Source organism: Pseudomonas migulae, from assembly GCF_024169315.1.
In the GTDB taxonomy this organism is placed as follows: Bacteria; Pseudomonadota; Gammaproteobacteria; order Pseudomonadales; family Pseudomonadaceae; genus Aquipseudomonas; species Aquipseudomonas migulae_B.
In genome coordinates this window covers 4383152-4403205 of record NZ_JALJWR010000001.1, presented here as the reverse complement: position 1 = coordinate 4403205, position 20054 = coordinate 4383152, and the positions used below count along the sequence as shown (strand labels likewise).

The following is a 20054-nucleotide window of genomic DNA, read 5'->3' as shown; positions in this document are numbered from 1 at the left end:
TTCTCACAACGCAGCTGGAGGCCACAAGCCGCTCATCTGTAGTTTTACTACTCGTATATACATTCGGATAGCTGAAATGCCCGATGATTTGTAGTAAAACTACACGCCGCCGGAACCTACCTCTCGGCAATCCAAGAATTTATATCGTCTGCCCACAAGGCCAGTCGCAAACTCAGGCAACCGATTCTGGAAGCCTTTCCGCCCTGGAGCAAGCCATGCAAGACCTCGATCCCGTCGAAACCCAGGAATGGCTGGACGCCCTGGAATCGGTTCTCGACAAAGAAGGCGAAGACCGCGCTCACTATCTGATGACCCGTATGGGCGAACTCGCAACCCGCAGCGGTTCGCAATTGCCTTACGCCATCACCACGCCATACCGCAACACCATTCCCGTTACCCACGAAGCACGCATGCCTGGCGACCTGTTCATGGAACGCCGCATTCGCTCGCTGGTACGCTGGAACGCGATGGCCATGGTGATGCGTACGAACCTGAAAGATTCTGACCTGGGCGGTCACATCTCCAGCTTCGCCTCCAGCGCAACCCTGTACGACATCGGCTTCAACTATTTCTTCCAGGCCCCGACCGACGAACACGGCGGCGACCTGATCTACTTCCAGGGCCACACCTCGCCAGGCGTTTACGCCCGTGCGTTCATGGAAGGCCGCATCACCGAAGACCAGATGAACAACTTCCGCCAGGAAGTGGACGGTCAGGGCCTGTCGTCCTACCCGCACCCTTGGCTGATGCCTGATTTCTGGCAGTTCCCGACTGTTTCCATGGGTCTGGGCCCGATCCAGGCGATCTACCAGGCACGCTTCATGAAGTACCTGGAAGCCCGTGGCTTCATTCCGGAAGGCAAGCAGAAAGTCTGGTGCTTCCTGGGCGACGGCGAGTGCGACGAGCCGGAATCCCTGGGCGCGATCTCGCTGGCTGGCCGCGAGAAGCTCGACAACCTGATCTTCGTCATCAACTGCAACCTGCAGCGCCTCGACGGCCCGGTTCGCGGCAACGGCAAGATCATCCAGGAACTCGAAGGCGTGTTCCGCGGTGCTCAGTGGAACGTGACCAAAGTCATCTGGGGCCGTTTCTGGGACCCGCTGCTGGCCAAAGACGTCGACGGCATCCTGCAACGTCGCATGGACGAAGTCATCGACGGCGAGTACCAGAACTACAAAGCCAAAGACGGCGCGTTCGTACGTGAACACTTCTTCAACACGCCTGAACTCAAGGCGATGGTTGAAGACTTGTCCGACGACGAGATCTGGAAACTCAACCGTGGCGGCCACGACCCGTACAAGGTCTACGCGGCGTACCACGAAGCGGTCAACCACAAAGAACAACCGACCGTCATCCTGGCCAAGACCATCAAGGGTTATGGCACCGGTGCCGGCGAAGCGAAAAACACCGCGCACAACACCAAGAAGGTTGATGTTGAAAGCCTGAAGCTGTTCCGCGATCGTTTCGACATCCCGGTGCGCGACGAAGAGCTGGAAAACCTGCCGTTCTTCAAGCCTGAACCAAACAGCGCCGAAGCCCGCTACCTGAGCGAGCGCCGCACTGCACTGGGCGGTTTCGTGCCACAGCGCCGCGCGCAGAGCTTCAGCGTGCCGACTCCGTCCCTCGATACCCTCAAGGCCATTCTTGATGGTTCGGGCGACCGTGAAATTTCCACCACCATGGCCTTCGTGCGGATCCTCGCGCAGCTGGTCAAGGACAAGGAAATCGGCCCGCGCATCGTTCCGATCATCCCGGACGAAGCCCGTACCTTCGGTATGGAAGGCATGTTCCGTCAGTTGGGCATCTACTCGTCCGTCGGCCAGCTCTACGAGCCAGTCGATAAAGACCAGGTGATGTTCTACAAGGAAGACAAGAAGGGCCAGATCCTCGAAGAAGGCATCAACGAAGCGGGCGCCATGAGCTCCTTCATCGCTGCCGGTACTTCGTACTCCAGCCACAACCAGCCAATGCTGCCGTTCTACATCTTCTACTCGATGTTCGGTTTCCAGCGTATCGGCGACCTGGCCTGGGCTGCCGGCGACAGCCGTACCCGTGGCTTCCTGATCGGCGGCACCGCCGGCCGGACCACGCTGAACGGCGAAGGCCTGCAACACGAAGACGGTCACAGCCACATCCTGGCGGCCACCATCCCGAACTGCCGCACCTTTGATCCAACCTACGGCTACGAGCTGGCGGTGATCATTCAGGACGGCATGAAGAAGATGACCGAAGAGCAACAGGACGTTTTCTACTACATCACCGTGATGAACGAGTCCTACCAGCAGCCAGCCATGCCGGCCGGTGTCGAGGAAGGCATCATCAAGGGCATGTACCTGCTCGAGGAAGACACCCGCGAAGCGGCGCACCACGTTCAGCTGATGGGCTCCGGCACCATCCTGCGTGAAGTCCGTGAAGCGGCGAAGATCCTGCGTGAACAGTTCAACGTCGGCGCCGACGTGTGGAGCGTTACCAGCTTCAACGAACTGCGTCGCGATGGCCTGGCCGTCGAGCGCACCAACCGTCTGCACCCTGGCCAGAAGCCTAAGCTGAGCTACGTCGAAGAGTGCCTGAACGGCCGTAAAGGTCCGGTCATCGCGTCTACCGACTACATGAAACTGTTCGCAGAGCAAATTCGTCAGTGGGTACCGTCCAAGGAATTCAAAGTCCTGGGCACCGACGGTTTCGGCCGCAGTGACAGCCGCAAGAAGCTGCGTCACTTCTTCGAAGTCGATCGTCATTTCGTGGTGTTGGCAGCCCTGGAAGCATTGGCTGACCGTGGCGACATCGAACCTAAAGTGGTGGCTGAAGCCATCGCCAAGTTCGGTATCGACCCGGAAAAACGCAACCCACTGGACTGCTGAGGAGACACTCTGTGAGCGAACTCATTCGCGTACCTGACATCGGCAGCGGTGAAGGTGAAGTAATTGAACTGTTTGTGAAGGTCGGCGACCGTATCGAAGCCGACCAGAGCATCCTGACGCTGGAATCGGACAAGGCGAGCATGGAAGTGCCTGCGCCGAAGGCCGGTATCATCAAGAGCCTGAAAGTGAAGCTGGGCGATCGCCTGAAAGAAGGCGACGAGTTGCTGGAGTTGGAAGTCGAAGGTGCCGCTGCTGCGGCCCCTGCGCCTGCCGCTGCGGCACCGGCCGCCAAGGCTGAAGCGAAACCGGCTGCTGCACCTGCCGCCGCTCCTGCTCCGGCTGCCGCGCCTGCTGCCGCTTCGGTTCAGCAAGTGCACGTGCCGGACATCGGTTCGGCAGGCAAGGCCCAGATCATCGAGATCCAGGTCAAGGTCGGTGACACCGTCGAGGCCGATCAGTCGCTGATCACCCTGGAATCCGACAAGGCGAGCATGGAAATTCCATCGCCAGCCGCTGGCGTGGTCAAGAGCATCAGCGTCAAGCTCAACGACGAAGTCGGCACTGGCGACCTGATCCTGGACCTGGAAGTGGCGGGTGCTGCGGCACCGGCTGCTGCCGCGCCAGCTCAGGCGGCTGCACCTGCTGCCGCTGCTCCGGCACCGGCCGCTGCGGCACCGGCTGCACCGGTTGCCGACAGCGTTCAGGACATTCACGTCCCGGACATCGGTTCGTCGGGCAAGGCCAAGATCATCGAAGTGCTGGTCAAGGCCGGCGACACCGTCACCGCCGACCAGTCGCTGATCACCCTGGAATCCGACAAGGCGAGCATGGAAATTCCATCGCCGGCCGCTGGCGTGGTGGAAAGCGTTTCCATCAAGCTGGATGACGAAGTCGGTACCGGCGACCTGATCCTGAAGCTGAAAGTCAAAGGCGCTGCGCCTGCTGCGGCCCCGGCGACCGCCGCTGCTGCACCGAGCGCTGCTGCCCCTGCTCCGGCCGCCGCGGCACCCGCTGCTCCGGCACCGGCCGCACCGGCTGCTGCACCGGCCAAGTCTGGCGCCAAGGTTCACGCTGGCCCGGCCGTACGGCAACTGGCACGCGAGTTCGGTGTCGAGCTGAGCGCGGTCAGCCCAAGCGGTCCGCACGGTCGTGTGCTGAAAGAAGACGTTCAGGTTTACGTCAAAGCCATGATGCAGAAGGCCAAGGAAGCACCGGCCGCTGGCGGCGCAACCGGTGGCGCGGGCATCCCGCCGATTCCGGTCGTGGACTTCAGCCGCTTCGGTGAAACCGAAGAAGTGCCGATGACTCGCCTGATGCAGATCGGCGCGTCGAGCCTGCACCGCAGTTGGCTGAACATTCCGCACGTGACTCAGTTCGATTCGGCTGATATCACCGAGCTGGAAGCGTTCCGTATCGCTCAGAAAGCCGTTGCAGAGAAGGCCGGCGTCAAGCTGACCATCCTGCCGCTGCTGCTCAAGTCCTGCGCGCACCTGCTCAAAGAACTGCCGGACTTCAACAGTTCGCTGGCCCCAAGCGGCAAGGCAATCATCCGCAAGAAGTACGTGAACATCGGCTTCGCGGTCGACACCCCTGAAGGCCTGCTGGTACCGGTCATCAAGAACGTCGATCAGAAGAGCCTGTTGCAACTGGCAGCCGAAGCCGCTGCGCTGGCCGCCAAGGCCCGCGACAAGAAGCTCACCGCTGACGACATGCAAGGCGCCTGCTTCACCATTTCCAGCCTCGGCCACATTGGCGGCACCGGCTTCACGCCGATCGTCAACGCGCCGGAAGTGGCGATCCTCGGTGTTTCCAAGGCAACCATCCAGCCAGTCTGGGACGGCAAAGCCTTCCAGCCGAAACTGATGCTGCCACTGTCGCTGTCCTACGATCACCGTGTGATCAACGGCGCCGCTGCTGCACGCTTCACCAAGCGTCTGAGCGACCTGCTGGCAGACATCCGCACCATCTTGCTGTAACACCGGCCGGCCCTCCTTCACCGGAGGGCCTGTCGCGTTCCACGTTTTCCGAGCGCCACGCTCGTACCTCAACCCCGCCAATTTGGCGGGGCTTTTTTTGCCTTGAAGAAAGTCTCTTTCCTACATTCGTGGCTGAGTTCGCCCACAACTCAAATCCACTTCGGCACGATATTTTTTGCCGGCTGCCCACTAGGCTTAGTTGCACAGATGACGGACGCAAAGTTTAGTCAATTTACTTGCTTAGTTAGTTACTTCGAATGGATTCGAACATGTTCAAACCTACAGTCGGCCCGATTATTGGCCACACGACAACTCATCACGCCCGTATCTTTTTCCGTGGCGAATTACAAAAAGACGCGTTGGTATTTGGTGGCGTTCGTCATCGACGCAGCGGTGACACGCCCTGGTCCAAAGGCACTTTCATACAACTGACAAGCGCGCGTGACATGAGCGACGTCTTTGCCCTCAATGACCTCGCCGCCGATACGGAGTATGAATACCAGGCAGGCTGGTTCAGCCCCATGAGCCCGGTCCACACCGTGGAGACGATTCAGGAACTGCCGCTGCAATGGCCTCGGGATGTCTACTCTTTCAGCACCCAGTCCAGTACTCCCTCGGCGCCACGGGCTTACATCGTCGGCTCGTGCCGTTACCTGCGGATGACGTTCGGTGAGCCTTCGCTCCCGCAACTGGGCGACCGGATCTTCGCCTCCATCACACACCTGGCGCAGCGCGCCGAAACGCCCATCAGCGCTCTGTTGATGACCGGCGACCAAGTCTATATCGACGATTTGAACATCATCGCGCCGGATCGGGAATACAAGGAAATACTCCGCAAGTACCGCATGGCTTTTTCCCAGCCTCATATTAAAAAGTTAATGTCCAGCACGCCGACCTACATGATCCTCGACGACCATGAAATCGAAGATAACTGGCCTGCCAATAAAAACAAAAAAGATGACCTTCTCTATAACAACGCCATCGCCGCTTATGAGTTATATCAAGCCAGCCACAGCCCGACCCATCAGTTACTTGAAGATGGAAGCATCGATCGGAACCTGGAGCGTTATTGGTATCAATCCACCCACGGTGATATCGAGTGGTTTGTCACCGACAGCCGGACCCGGCGCAATCTGTCGGCCGGCGACCGGCGCATCCTCGACGAACAGCAGGAAACCGCCTTGTGCAATTGGCTGATCCACAGTCCGGCGCGGGTCAAATTCGTCGTCACCAGCGTCATGTTCTACCCCGACCGCAAACGCTTGGGCGACGACGCCTGGAAAGCCTTTCCGGAGCAACGTCTACGGCTGCTGGAGACAATTCGCACACATCGCCTCAAGAACGTCTTCTTCGTGTCCGGCGACGTGCACGGCTCCCTCACCAGCCGGCTGAGACACAGCGAAGACCCGGACTTCGAGGTTCACACCATCGTCTCCTCGCCGCTGTGCAACAGCAAACTGCTGCCCTACGCCAAGGCCTCCACCTTCATCCTCGATCAGCCACTGGCGCGGACTGCGGCGGGAGATTATCGGCATGAACTGACCAGCGAGGTGATCAGCCAGGACAACTTTGCCCATCTGGTTGTCGGGCCAGAGCAGATTCGTGTCAGTTATCACGACAGGGAAGGCCAGCCGCTGCAAACGGTGGACATAACGTTGCGTTAAGCGCGGGAAGGTCAAATGCATTGATTTTGAGCGCTGACTGAAGAAATCTTCGCCTCTGCCGACATATTCTTATAGCACTTGGCCTTCATGTCTCTTGTCAGTCGGTGTCGCAATGATGCAACCTTGCCGCAGGCAACAGTAAAGAGGGCGAGAGCCCGGCGCGATCAGCACATTCGAAGCGAGTTTCCCTCCATGAAAAGCCAACCCGATGCCGCCAGCCGTATGGTGGCCGAGGTAGTGACGCAGTTGCCTGTGCCCTCGCGGCTCGGCATGCTGCGTTTCGAACGGCTGAATGAACCAAGCTGGGCGCTGCTGTTTCTCGATCCCAATTGCGAGCGACAGTTCGGCCTGCCGGCGGTGGAGCTCTGTGCCCTGGTCGGCTCGCCCTATGCCAGTCTGATGGAGCCCGAAGCGCGCTATCAGCTGCATGACGCCGTGCAGCAGCAACTCACCGAAAGCCCGCATTACCTGATCCGCTACACGTTGCACACCGCCGCAGGCACCTTGAGCCTGCTGGAAGTCGGCGAAGCCTACAAACAACACAATCGACACCTGCTGCGCGGCTACCTGCTGGTGGTCGACGGTCTGTTCGAGGGCGAACCGCTGCTCCCGGCGCTGGACCTGGAAACCCAGAACTCGCGCCTGCAGATCGCTCTCGAACTCAATCAGCGCGCCCAACAGGAACAGCTTCTGCACCTGGACCGCGTGCGCGCCCAGCAAGACCTGATCCTGCTGCTGACCCGCCAACGCTACAGCACCGGCAATTCCCTGCAGGAAGCCGCTGAACTGATCACCCGCAGTGCCTGTGACATCTACGAAATCGACTGCGCCAGCCTGTGGAACCTCGACGGTTCGACGCTGGTGCCGATCTCGGCGTATCACCGCGCGACCCAGGAATACGCGCTGCCGGAGCCGATCGACGTCAGCGGTTTCCCCGATTACATGGATGCGCTGCACGGCAGTCGTGCGATCGATGCCCACAATGCGATTCGTGATCCGCGCACCCGGGAAATGGCCGAGAGCCTGCGCCCGCGCGACGTGAACGCGATGCTCGACGCCAGCATTCGTGTCGATGGCCAGGTGGTCGGCGTGCTGTGCCTCGAACAAACGGGCGCGACCCGCGCCTGGCAATCCGATGAAATCGCCTTCGCCGGCGAGCTGGCCGACCAATTCGCCCAGGTCATCAACAACCACAACCGCCGCACCGCCACCAGCGCCCTACACCTGTTCCAGCGTGCGGTCGAGCAAAGTGCCAACGCCTTTTTGCTGGTCAATTGCGACGGCGTGGTGGAATACGTCAACCCGAGCTTCACCGCGATCACCCAGTACAGCACCGAAGAAGTCCACGGCCAGCGGCTGTCGGAACTGCCGGCCCTGGAAAACCTCAGCGAACTGCTGTTCGACGCGCCCTCGGCGCTGGCCAAGAGCAACAGCTGGCAGGGCGAATTCAAAAGCCGGCGCAAAAACCTCGAACCCTACTGGGGCCAGTTGTCGATCTCCAAGGTTTACGGCGACAACCGCGAGTTGACGCATTACATCGGCATCTACGAAGACATCACCCAGACCAAGCTCGCGCAGCAGCGCATCGAGCGTCTGGCTTACACCGACAACCTGACCAACCTCGGCAATCGACCGGCGTTCATTCGCAACCTCGATGAACGCTTCGCCCGAGACAGCGATACCCCGATCAGCCTGCTGCTGGTGGACATCGACAACTTCAAGCGGATCAACGACAGCCTTGGCCACCAGACCGGTGACAAACTGCTGATCAGCCTCGCTCGGCGCCTGCGCAACAGCCTGATCCCGAGCGGCAGCCTGGCGCGTTTCGCCAGTAACGAATTCGCCGTGCTGCTGGACGACACCGACCTCGCGGTGGGCCAGCAAGTCGCCAACCAACTGCTGGCGACCCTCGACAAACCGATGTTCGTCGACAACCAGCTGATCAGCGTCACCGGCTCCGTCGGCCTGGCTTGCGCGCCACTGCACGGCCGCGATCCGCAAACCCTGATGCGTAACGCCGGGCTCGCGCTGCACAAGGCCAAGGCCAACGGCAAGCACCAGGTCCAGGTGTTCACCGAAGCGCTGAATGCCGAAGCCAGCTACAAACTGTTCGTCGAGAACAACCTGCGCCGCGCCTTGACCCAGAACGAACTGGACGTGTTCTACCAGCCCAAGCTCTGTCTGCGCAGCGGTCGCCTGCTTGGCATGGAAGCGCTGCTGCGCTGGAATCATCCGGAAAAAGGCATGATCCGCCCGGACCAGTTCATCAGCGTCGCCGAAGAAACCGGCCTGATCATTCCGATCGGCAAATGGATCGCCCGCCAGGCGTGCCGCATGAGCAAAGACCTGACGGCCGCCGGCCTGGGCAATCTGCAGGTGGCGATCAACCTGTCACCCAAGCAGTTTTCCGACCCGGACCTAGTGTCGTCGATCGCCAACATCCTCAAGGAAGAAGCGCTGCCGGCCAACCTGCTGGAGCTGGAGCTGACCGAAGGCCTGCTGCTGGAAGCCACCGAAGACACCCACTTGCAGCTCGACCAGCTCAAACGCCTGGGCCTGACCCTGGCCATGGATGACTTCGGTACCGGTTACTCGTCGCTCAGTTACTTGAAAAAATTCCCGATCGACATCATTAAGATCGATCGAAGCTTCATTCACGAAATCCCGGACAACCAGGACGACATGGAAATCACCTCCGCGGTGATCGCCATGGCCCACAACCTGAAAATCAAGGTCGTGGCTGAAGGCATCGAGACGGCCGAGCAGTTGACTTTCCTGCGCCGCCACCGCTGCGACGTCGGCCAGGGCTACCTGTTCGACCGACCGATCCCGGGCTCCGAGCTGATCGAAAAGCTCAAGCGCTACCCGCGTGGCCCGCTCGCCTGACAGCACACCTGTGGGAGCGGGCTTGCTCGCGAATGCGGTGTATCAGTCACCAACAGTGCCATCTGACACACCGCATTCGCGAGCAAGCCCGCTCCCACATTGGGTAGTGCGTATCTGGGCGGCATTGGGCAAACTGCATGTCTGACAATTTACATTCAACCTGACTGAGAGGACTGATGATGGTCTTGCGCTCGGAAATCCTGGTGAACAAAAACGTGCTCCCTACTAAAGAACAAGCTCTGCCTGGCCGCGAAACCCCGATGACCGTGCCGGAAAAACACTTCGTCCACGACGCCCCGCTGCTGGGCCCGTTTGCCATGGACGTGGATTTCGCGATCTTCGGCCTGGGTTGCTTCTGGGGTGCGGAGCGCAAGTTCTGGCAGCGCGAGGGTGTGGTCAGCACGGCGGTGGGTTACGCCGGCGGCTTCACGCCGAACCCGACGTATGAAGAAGTCTGCTCGGGCCTGACCGGCCACAGCGAAGTCGTGCTCGTGGTCTACGAGCCGGCAAAAGTCAGCTACGAAGAGCTGCTGAAGATGTTCTGGGAACTGCACAACCCGACTCAGGGCATGCGTCAGGGCAATGACATCGGCACTCAGTACCGCTCGGTAATCTACGCCACTAATCCGACCCAACTGGATGCAGCCAAGCACAGCGAGCAAGTATTCCAGGCCGAACTGACCAAGGCCGGCAAAGGCACGATCACGACTGAAATCGAAGAAGCGCCGACGTTCTACTTCGCCGAAACCTATCACCAGCAGTACCTGGCGAAGAACCCTGAAGGGTATTGCGGGATTGGCGGTACGGGCGTGACCTGCCCGATCTGATTTTCAGGCCCTGAAAGCATCGCGGGCAAGCCCGCTCCCACAAGGTTATTTGTCTAACCACTCTATCGTGATCGACATAAATCCCTGTGGGAGCGGGCTTGCCCGCGATGGCGTCCGATCAGACGCCACCAATGCAACAGATCAACTCTCGGCTATCAACCAATCCATCTGCCACCCACCCTGGGTCTGCCCAAGCTTCTTGGACAACCACGGCAGCAACTCACGCAATTCCTCTTCCAGCCCCCACGGCGGATTCGCAATCGCCAACCCGGAACCGTTCAAACTGTTCGGCGTGTCCAGTGGATGCACAAGCAACTCCACCCGCAACAACTTCGGCGCGCCCGACCCCGCCAGATCCTGATAGAAACGCCGCAACATGCGCTGGTCCTTCACCGGGTACCAGATCGCCGCCACCGTCTGGCGCATCCGGCCCACCGCCTCTTTCAGCGCCGCCGCACAGCGCTGCATTTCATCCAGCTGTTCAAACGGCGGATCGATCAACATCACCGCCCGCTTCTCCTGCACCGGCAACATCGCCCGCGGCACATGCCAGCCCTCGCCCAGGTGAACCTTCACCCGACGGTCGCCGGCCATATTGTCCTTGAGCAACACACCGTCTTCCGGATGCTTCTCGTTGAGCATCACCCGGTCCTGCGGCCGCGTCAGACGCCGCGCCAACTCCGGTGAACCCGGGTAATAGCGCAACTGGCCATCCGGGTTCATGTCATGCAGCACCTTCATGTAATCGGCGGTCAACGCCGGCAGGTCCGGCTGATCCCACAACCGCGCGATGCCTTCCAGGTACTCCCCGGTGCGGCTCGCCTGATCACCTTGCAGGTCATACAGACCGATGCCGGCGTGAGTGTCGAGATAGGCAAACGGCTGCTCCTTGCGCGACATCAGGGCGATGAGGCGGGTCAAGGTCAGGTGTTTGAACACATCGGCGTGATTGCCGGCATGGAAGGCGTGACGATAATTCATGATTGCTCCTGCGAAGGCCGGGAAGTTTACCTTGTACCGAGGCGAACGTCAGGGCTTCGCAGCCGAGCGGACAACGACACCACACAACCCCCTCGCCACAACAACGTCCGCCGCTACTCCGAACGCTGTACTTTCAACTGCCGCCCCAGCACATCCAGCACATCCAGCACATCACACCCATCGCGCAACGGAATGGCGCAGAGCAATGCAAAGTCGCTGAGGATGAAAGACTGACATTCGATCGAGCCACGCATCGACAGGTTTTCCATCACTTGGGTGACGGCGCGGATTCGAAAACTGGCCGCGTCGTATAAAACGTCGAGTGGTGCGAGGGTATCGACGAACAAGGTGGGCATGTCGTCGCAGTTGCTGGTCAGTGCCATGAAACGGCTTTTGGGTGGAGGGGCTGGTTTTTCGTAGGGGGGATCGGGGTGAAGATTTGTCATCAGTCTGATTCCTAACGTATGAATTGGAACCGCCAACAATCACTTCCACATAATGGGTGGCGGCTGTACGCAGGTGTGGAAGACCGAGACGTTAGGCACTCGGCGCACTCGAAAGCGCCCCGCGCACAGCCACCATAAAACACAGACGATAAAAAACGCCGAACTGGTGGCGCTTGACGCGCCTAACGATAGAAGGGCTTCCACACCCTGTCACTGAATTTGCAGTGACCACCCAAGACTATCGATGCGGCTCGATGCGCACCAGTTCATGAAAACCGATAGAAATTGAAGGAAACTTCCGACGACTTTGCCCAGAAATTTCGTTGCCTGTAAGACCGCCTTCGCGGGCAAGCCTCGCTCCCACAGGACCGAGTCAGACCACCAAAACCGGGAACGCCTTCAATCCTGTGGGAGCGTGGCTTGCCCGCGAATTGAGCGCGAAGCGCTCATAAAATCTATCTGAGTCAGAGATCGCAAGCCTTACCAAGTTGATTGATCTTCGAGGCTGGCCTTATGGAGGTCTTCCTCCCACTCAATTGTCGCCAAGCGAAAGATGTCTTCGAAAAAGGACCGTGGACAACTCATCTCGTCCCAACCATCGGGGAGAGACGAATACTCTTCAGGATCATGCTCAAGCAATGCCTGAAAGTCATAATCCCTATCCTGAAGACTTTCCTCCAAACACTTATAAAGAAGAAACCTGTGACGATACGATCTATTCCGAGACAAGCAATATTTGAGTATTAACTCTTCGCGATCAGCGGGATTGTTAGGGTCGTATTTCTCCAGCTCCTCTCCGAGCGTTTCTTCACGATCATAAATATCGAAACAACCCAAAAAGTATGCAGGTGTTGGAATGTATGGTTGTTCAGTTCCAGGATCAATAAGCATCGCATTTCCTACTTTATTGGATACAGTGTGAAAGGGACGCCGAACTCGTCAAATTTCATTTCGAAGCCATTTAGCTCAACATGCTTGGGGTTTTGTTTGGACTTTTTATTTGGCTTATACCCTTCGCCCGCACCGGGTAGCTCCATCCGAACAATGTCATTATCTCGGCTGTCCTTGCCTGTAAAACGAGGCAATCCATGCTCTGTTCTAGTGGTTCCTAGGATATAAGCCTTATGCATCAACTCCCAGCTGTAAAAGCGGGAGCTTGGATTGCCTACTTTATTCTTGGGCGTTCGACCAGTTATGGGATCCGCTCCATCAATTGCCCGTCGTTTGAAAGCAGCATCATTCAGTTCTGGATCATGTTTTCCAACCATATGCATACCTTGATCATCATTCAGCTTTTTAACCTTTTCCTTGAAAACCTCTTCAGCACTTAATTTGGGCTTCGGTAATGACGGCTCACCCTCATCAACCTTCGCGCCAGTCGTATCATCCGGCGCCTTACACCCAGGCATATCCGACTGCGGACAATTCCCGCTCAACCCCAACGGATCAACCCACCCCGTCGGATTCAGCGCGTAGCGGTACTGATTCAGTCCACCCGCCAGCTTCACCGGATCCGGCGTCAGATACCGCCCTACCCCCGGATCATAGTACCGATGCCGGTTGTAATGCAGGCCGCTCTCGGCGTCGAAGTACTGCCCCTGAAACCGTAACGGTTGCTCGAGTTGCTCTCCCTCGCCAAACGCCAAATGCGTGACTTTTCCGTAGGCGTTGTACTTCGCCGACCAGACAATCTCGCCACCAAAATCCGTAAGCTCCTGCGGCGTACCAAGGTGATCGAGCTGGTAGTAAAACGGACAAGCCTTACGCGGGCCTTTGCCGTCGAGCATGGCCAATGGGCGGAATGTGCCCGGTTCGTAGACGTAACTGCGGTAATGCTCGTGACTGCTTTCCGCGACGAGGTTGTCGCCCTGCCAGAAGAATTCAATGGTGTGGCCGTCGATGGTTTTGGCGATGCGGCGGCCGAAGGCGTCGTAGCGGTAGCTCGCGCAACGTCCATCCGGTGTGGTGACACCAATCAACCGATGCTGGCAGTCATAACGGTATTCGGTGACGAGTTTTTGCCCAGTACCGCGCCGCTCGCGGATGAGGTTGCCGAAAGCGTCGTAGTCGTAATGCCGGTCACCCTGCATCAGCAGGCGATTACCTTTAACGGTCACCACGCCTGGCCGATCCTGCATCAGCAGATTTCCAGCCGGGTCGTGGGCGAAGGTTTCCGGTGGGTCGTCGCGGGTATGGCGGACGCGGGTCAGACGGTTGAGCGCGTCGTAGTAATAGCTGCGCTGGCCGTGGCGGCTGTCGGCGATGTTCGCCAGGTTGCCGTTGACCGCGTAGCTGTAGTGGCGCAGGTACAGCGGTCGGGTTGGCTGGTTGATCGCGTGAGCTTGCAACCGGCCCTGTTCGTCGTAGTGATAGTGGCTGGTGAGTTGACCTTGTTGGCGTTGCTGCTCGCGGCCGAAGGCGAATTGGTGGGTGGTAAGCCGCGCGCCGTTGAGGTCGATGGCGGTCAGCGCGCCGCCCTTTTCGTGGTGGTAGTCGAGTTTGCTGCCGTCCGGCAGGCGCATGCGGTTGAGCTGGCCGCAGGCGTTGTAGCCATAGCGCAGCGTGCCCCAGCCCTGGTGTTCGGTGATCAGCCGATCCTGTTGGTCATACTCGAATTCCAGCGGGCGATCGTGGCCGTCATCGACGCCGATCAGTCGGCCGAGGCTGTCGTAGCGGTACTCGACCTTGACGCCATCGGGCAGCGTCTTGACCAGCAACCGCCCTGCTGAATCCCGTTCATAAGCGGTGACGAGTTGCGAACCGTCATCGCCGAACTCGGTTTTCTCCAGCAGATGGCCATTGAGGTCGTAGGCATACGCCGTACGTTGGCCGTCGAATCCGGTTTCCTGTCGGATCAATCCGCCGGGCGTGTAGTCCAGCCGATATTGTTCACCGGATTCGTTTTCGATTTCCGTGAGCAACAGCTGCGCGTTGTCGTAGCGATACTTCAGCTGCGAACCGTCGGCATTGATCCGGCGGCTGACCAGGTGCAAATCGTCGAGGTATTCGTAGCGCGTGACACGACCCAGTTCGTCGCGCTCGGCGGTGATTTTTCCGTAGGCGTTGTAGCTGAAGGCGCGAGTGGCACCTGTGGGAAGCGTGGTCTGGAGCAGTCGTCCGACGGCATCCCACTCGTAACGGGTGACGGCGCCGTGTTCATCCTGACCGGTAATCCGCCGCCCAAACGCATCAAAGGAAAACCGCCGCTGACCACCGTCCGGCAAGGTCTCTTCAACCAGTTGGCCCAAACCGTTCCAGCCGAATACATGGCGGCTGGTATCCGGGTAACGGATCGACAGCAACTGACCTTTATCGTCGTAGTGATAATGGGTGACATGGCCGTCAGGATCGGTCGCCTCGGTGACATCGCCCTGGGCGTTGCGCCGATACGTCCACACGGCTTTGCCGCGGTACTGCGCATGCAGGAAACCGTCGCGATACTCGTAGGAGGTGGGTTCGTCTCCCGGTGGAATCAGCGCGACCAGCCGTCCGACTTCGTCGTAGTGAAATTCGGTGACGGCGCCGAGCGGGTCCTGCTCGGCAATCAACCTACCGTTGTCGTCGTACGCCTTGAGGTGTTCTCCGCCATCGAGACCGACCTTGCGTACCAGCCGCGCCCGATCATCGTGCTGGTAAACCTCTTCGCTGCCGTCAATGTTTTGGACCGTGACGCTGCCCTCGTCATCCCAGACATACCGCGCCTCCATCTGCGCAAACGACGCCCAATGTCGGACGCATCGTGCAGCCTTGCCGGACCGTTCCCACTCCCAAAAGAAACTCGCCCCACCGGCCAGTTGCCGCTGCAGGATGACGTGCTGATCGTCGTAGTCGTAACGCTCGCTTTCGCCGACAGCGTTGGTCGCTTCGATCAATTGCCGGCGTTCGTTGTAGCGGTAACTGATCAGCGTCTGTTCCGTGTGCCAACCCTCATCGAGGGTCTGGGCCGGAACAAAAACCTGATAATCAACGGCGACCAGATGGTGGCGTTCATAGCGCAACAGCAAGGCTCGTCCGGCGCCGTTATCGAGGCGTTTGATGCGTTCCTGGCGATCGCGTGTGATGCGCAGTCGGTTGTCGTAACCGTCGCTTATCGTTGTCAGTAAACCGTTGATGAAGTGATAGAAACGCACGTCATCACCGGCCTGGGCGAGGATCAATTCTTCGGGTTCGTCACCCAGAAAAATCGCAGCACGAGAGAGGCTGTTGTGGATGGCCGGGCGTTCGATAGTCGGTAGTGGAAAGGTGGTGCGGCGGTTTTCGTGGTCGGTCCAGATGACCTTGTCGCCCTCGATTTCCAGTCGATGCGCGAGGCTGTGACTCCAGCCGAAACCGAGTCCGACATCGATCTCGACCGCGCTGGTGCGATAGAGGCGGGTGAAGTCGAACGGCAGGATGCCGTCCAGCGAACCGTCAGCGAGGGTCAGCAGCTCTTCGCCGGTGACCATCGACACCGGGCATTTGTTGGTGGCTGTTTTGTCTGCGGAATCGGCGCTGTCGCCGTTGGGGTTGGTGGCTTGTTTCGAGGCGTCGTCGTAGTGTTCGTTTTGCTTGATCGTGGTGTTGCCTTTGGCATCCCAGCGCAGTTGCATCTGTCCCTTTTTCATACCGCCCGCAACACCACGCGCGGCGACCTTTTTGTAACGGTCGACGTAGTTCATGAAGTTATCGATGAGGGTGAAGATCGCTTTGACGAACCCCTGCATCGCGCTGACAAAGCGGGCGCCGTAGTGGGCAAAACGCATCCCTAGATAAGCAATGCCCGCCCCCGCACCAGCGAAGGTCAGGACAATCCCGATCAGAATGTCGATGAGCAACTGCACGACGATGGTTGATACAGCTTCGGCAGTTTTGCCGGCGATCTCGCTGGGCGGCAGCATCTCCAACCAGAGGCTGGCGGTGCGCAGCAACAAACAAAGTGCCGCTTCATCACTCGCCAGCAGTTGGACTTTTGCCATCGTTGCTGGAAACTTTTCCGCCAGTTCGGCCAGTTTCCTGGCACCACTACCCAGTCGTTCAACGAACTCGCCGGGATCCTTGAGAATGTCCGAGAGCAAGTTGAGGCTGTCCCACACACCAATGATTGCGGCCCAACTCCCCGCAAGCATCCCGTTACCCGCCGCGGCAAAAGCCGACTGCGACCATTGCGGTTTGAACTCTTTCCACTCGTTGCGCAGCCAATCTTCCAGCTGTTTCGCCAAGGCGTCATAAGAAGAGAAAAGCTCATCAACTTGCTCGGGGGTAACCTTGCTCTGGACATGAACCCGGTAGAACTTTCCGGGCTTGCCTCTGAAACGCCCCTTACCGTTTTCATCGAGCATGACCGACGTCGTTTCACCGCCATCAGCAGCAATGACATCAACCTGAATATTCCCCAACGGAATGTCATAAACCGACTCGAACTTGCTTTCGATCTCCAGAATCCCGCTCGCCGGGCACTGCGCAACACTGGAGAAAAAATCATCATCGCCACTGCTCACCGCCGTAGTGGTATCGCCTAGTTTGACGACCCGATCCATGCCCACCAGCGAGGGCATGTCCGTGGCGCGACTGACCTTGTCAGCCGCTTGGTTGAACCATCGACCAAGCTGATCCCGATACAGGGAAAGGCTGTCCTTGAAACCGTCGAGTTCCTGCTCGATGCGTACGATCTGATCCATCAGTCCAGCTCCGCCATCAGGTAATCCACCAGGGCAGATTTCGGTGCGGGCGGCAGACTTGGGTCCGCTAGAAAGATCGCCACCTTGTGCCGCAAAACACTCTCGGAAAACGCCTCGAAAAGATCCGGGCGGTCCTCGCTCAGCCACTTGAGCAAGTTGTTCACCCGAGTGGTGTTTGACTGTTCAGCGAGATGTTCCAGCAGCGTTGCGGAGACTTCCCACCATGGAAAAACCCTGGTGGTTTTCAGAGCAGTGCCACCGATATCGAGCGGTTGGCCATTGATCAGGCAGCGCCCCATCACGGGCAGCAATTGAGCGACGTCGACCTCGACAGATTGCAAAATCGGCAACACATGACGCCCATCCCAGAAGCGGAAAAACACCGCATTGCCATTGGGTAAAAGAACCTGCGTAAGACTGCGCAAATGCTCGACCAGCACGTCTTGAGGCGAAGAAGAAACCGCCAGCCAACCCCAATCGCGAGACTCGGTCGTCGAGACCCACTCCAGAAACTCACTGCCCGCCGCGACGATTCCGACATAGGGCATGACCGGTTCCCACTCGGCGTAAACGGTGTCTGCCCAGACAGGGCTCGGGGCATGCAACGGGCTAGCGCATTGCCAGGCTTTAAGCGGCTCAGCGGAACTGGCATTGCCGAAGATCGCGAACAACTGCTCGGAAGAATCGAGCGGTTGACGCGTCAGCCAATCGAGGGGAGACATGCGCTCAGGCTGCACAGATGCCCTCCTTGCAACGCTCGCATTCTTCGCAGAACGGCGCGTCGCTTTTCAGGGTCAGAATCTGTGCCGCGCTGAGTGCCATAAGCGTTCGTTGAGCGGTCGCGGCGCCCATTGCGGGCATCGGTGCACCACCGAGCTCAATCGGGACGCTGCTGAAGATTCCCTCGGGGCCAATGTTGATCCAGTGCCCACCCGCCTGAATCGTGGCACTGGCACCGCCGTCGATGACGACCTGCTGGCCGGCGCTGACGTGGAATTGCCCGCTGGCCTTGAGGGTCTGGCTGTTGACGCGGATGGATCGATCACCGTGAACGTGCAGGTTGTCGTTTGCACTGATGACCGCACTGCGCCGGTTTCCGACCTGGAGGTGCAGGTCGTTCAACACATGCTGCGTCCAGTTTCGCTGGGCCCGCAGAGAAATTTCCTCGGCGCCTTGGCGATCCTCGATGCGCAATTCGTTGTATCCGCCGCCACCGGGACTGCTTTGGCTGCGGAAAATGCTGCGGGTCTTGTCCGCTGGCAGGTCGAGTGGTAGCGGGGTCGCGGCGTTCGGCAGGCAAGCCATCACCAGTGGCTTATCTGCATCCGCATCGATGAACCCCACCAGCACTTCCATGCCGACCCGCGGAATCAGTACGCTACCGTAACGGTCATGCGCCCAACCGGTGGCGACGCGCAACCAGCAACTGGAATGCTCGTTGGGCTGACTCTCGCGATCCCACAACAGCCGAACCTTGACCCGCCCGAACGCGTCGCAGTGGATTTCGCTGTCAGTTGGGCCAGTGACGACGGCAGGCTGATAACCGGGGACGTGGGGCTTTTCAATCAACGGTGGGCGAAACGAAACATCCCACGGCGTTGCCAGAAAGGTATTGCGATAACCCTGGAAATCATCGCCAGCATCGCTGCCAGCCATCTCTTCCAGCACTTGCGGCTGACGACCACGGTGTTCGATCTCGGTGATCAGCCACAGGTCATTCCATTCCTGACGCGGATGCTCATCGAGCTGTAGGAAATGCCCGCTCATTAACGCGGATTGATCACTGTTGCCTTCGGCCTGACGATAATCGGCGCCGTGACGCTCCAAGGCCCGTTGCGCGAGATGCCTGCCAGTCTCGCGATCGGCAAATTGGCCGGGAAACCGGTAATCCTCCAGCGCCGGCTGTTGCTCGCTGTCGCTACGGCTTTCAAGTAACAGGTGCGGTTTGTGGAAGTCGTAATCGCGACGGGTTACGGCAGTGGTACGGGTTTCCAAACGTACGTTGAAGCGCTTGATCGCCGGCGCATCCGCCGCCATGCCGCTGCCAGGCTGATAGGGCGTCAGCTCGGACAAAAGAGGAAAAATTGTCTGATCATCACCAAACACCAGCAAATGCCCGTCAATGCTGTGCTGGAAGTGGTAGTGAATGCCAATTTCGGCACACAGCCGCTGGATGAACGCCAGATCGCTTTCCGCGTATTGCACGCAGTACTCGCGCTCGGGGTAGTCACTGCCAAGCCGAAACTCGAAGGCATCGCGCTGGATGCCATGATCCTTGAGCACCTGCGCAATGATCGTCGGCACACTTTTGTGCTGGAAGATCCGCTGATTGATGCGCTGGCCGAGGTAGGCCAGACGCGGCACCAGGCTGATCTGATAGCGCGTCAGACGCTCACCGGAATCACCTTGGCCCACGCGATAAATCTGACCGTGGATGCCGCAACCTTGTGCATCGAAATACAGAAAAGCCTGACGGTGCAGGAGGCTTTCAAGATCGAGGTCCGGCCGTTCGCTGACCAGCTCCAGGTCAAAACGGTAGGACTGGCTGATGGCTTCCTTGCCGGTGAACTCAAGCACCTTGAGCTCATTCTGGTTACCGTCGACGGTCAGCGTGAAGCGCGGTTGATTGGCGAGAGCGAACATCCGATGTGTCTCTGCAGAATGAAGGCGTGCGATTCTGCATGAGCGACAAGGGGTGTTGATGAAGGGACAGGAAACTCAGATTTGTCGTGTTTTCTTAAAGATTTTTCCTTCGT

At 58.8% G+C, this 20054-nt stretch carries 11 protein-coding genes; 5 read left to right on the top strand and 6 right to left on the bottom strand.

What is annotated here, in order from left to right; genetic code table 11:
* The first annotated feature begins 215 nt into the window (after positions 1-215).
* The 5 genes from aceE to msrA all read left to right on the top strand — a co-directional run bounded on the left by aceE (position 216) and on the right by msrA (position 10214).
* Positions 216-2861 (top strand): pyruvate dehydrogenase (acetyl-transferring), homodimeric type, encoded by a 2646-nt coding sequence (aceE, locus tag J2Y86_RS20230; RefSeq protein ID WP_253435394.1) that lies wholly within the window; start codon positions 216-218, stop codon positions 2859-2861.
* Positions 2862-2872: 11 nt separating this feature from the next.
* On the top strand, positions 2873-4837 hold the full coding sequence (gene aceF, locus J2Y86_RS20225) for a dihydrolipoyllysine-residue acetyltransferase (RefSeq protein ID WP_253435390.1): 1965 nt from the start codon (positions 2873-2875) through the stop codon (positions 4835-4837).
* A 269-nt stretch (positions 4838-5106) separates the two neighbouring features.
* Positions 5107-6501: an alkaline phosphatase D family protein gene (locus tag J2Y86_RS20220; protein ID WP_253440387.1), complete on the top strand. Its 1395-nt coding sequence runs from the start codon at positions 5107-5109 to the stop codon at positions 6499-6501.
* A 192-nt stretch (positions 6502-6693) separates the two neighbouring features.
* Positions 6694-9387, top strand: a complete 2694-nt coding sequence (locus J2Y86_RS20215; protein ID WP_253435387.1) for a putative bifunctional diguanylate cyclase/phosphodiesterase — start codon at positions 6694-6696, stop codon at positions 9385-9387.
* Positions 9388-9566: 179 nt separating this feature from the next.
* A complete protein-coding gene (gene msrA / locus J2Y86_RS20210) occupies positions 9567-10214 on the top strand; it encodes a peptide-methionine (S)-S-oxide reductase MsrA (protein WP_253440384.1) in 648 nt (215 codons plus the stop codon).
* A 141-nt stretch (positions 10215-10355) separates the two neighbouring features.
* Here msrA and J2Y86_RS20205 read toward each other — a convergent pair whose 3' ends face one another.
* The 6 genes from J2Y86_RS20205 to J2Y86_RS20180 all read right to left on the bottom strand — a co-directional run bounded on the left by J2Y86_RS20205 (position 10356) and on the right by J2Y86_RS20180 (position 19941).
* On the bottom strand, positions 10356-11195 hold the full coding sequence (locus J2Y86_RS20205; protein ID WP_145314312.1) for a 23S rRNA (adenine(2030)-N(6))-methyltransferase RlmJ: 840 nt from the start codon (positions 11193-11195) through the stop codon (positions 10356-10358).
* Positions 11196-11308: 113 nt separating this feature from the next.
* Positions 11309-11641 carry a hypothetical protein gene (locus J2Y86_RS20200; RefSeq protein ID WP_253435384.1) on the bottom strand — a complete coding sequence of 111 codons (333 nt, stop codon included), beginning with the start codon at positions 11639-11641 and terminating at the stop codon, positions 11309-11311.
* 480 nt (positions 11642-12121) lie between these two features.
* The gene (locus J2Y86_RS20195; RefSeq protein ID WP_253435381.1) at positions 12122-12532 is read right to left on the bottom strand and encodes a hypothetical protein; all 411 of its coding nucleotides are present in this window, start codon (positions 12530-12532) and stop codon (positions 12122-12124) included.
* Between the two features lie 8 nt (positions 12533-12540).
* Positions 12541-17298, bottom strand: coding sequence for an RHS repeat-associated core domain-containing protein (locus J2Y86_RS20190; protein ID WP_253435378.1), 4758 nt, complete (start codon positions 17296-17298; stop codon positions 12541-12543).
* Complete coding sequence (locus tag J2Y86_RS20185) at positions 17298-18035, bottom strand: DUF4123 domain-containing protein (RefSeq protein ID WP_253435375.1); 738 nt, start codon at positions 18033-18035, stop codon at positions 17298-17300. The genes J2Y86_RS20190 and J2Y86_RS20185 overlap by 1 nt, the downstream gene beginning before the upstream one ends.
* A complete protein-coding gene (locus tag J2Y86_RS20180) occupies positions 18025-19941 on the bottom strand; it encodes a type VI secretion system Vgr family protein (RefSeq protein ID WP_253435372.1) in 1917 nt (638 codons plus the stop codon). Before J2Y86_RS20180 ends, J2Y86_RS20185 begins: the two co-directional genes overlap by 11 nt.
* Positions 19942-20054 lie beyond the last annotated feature (113 nt).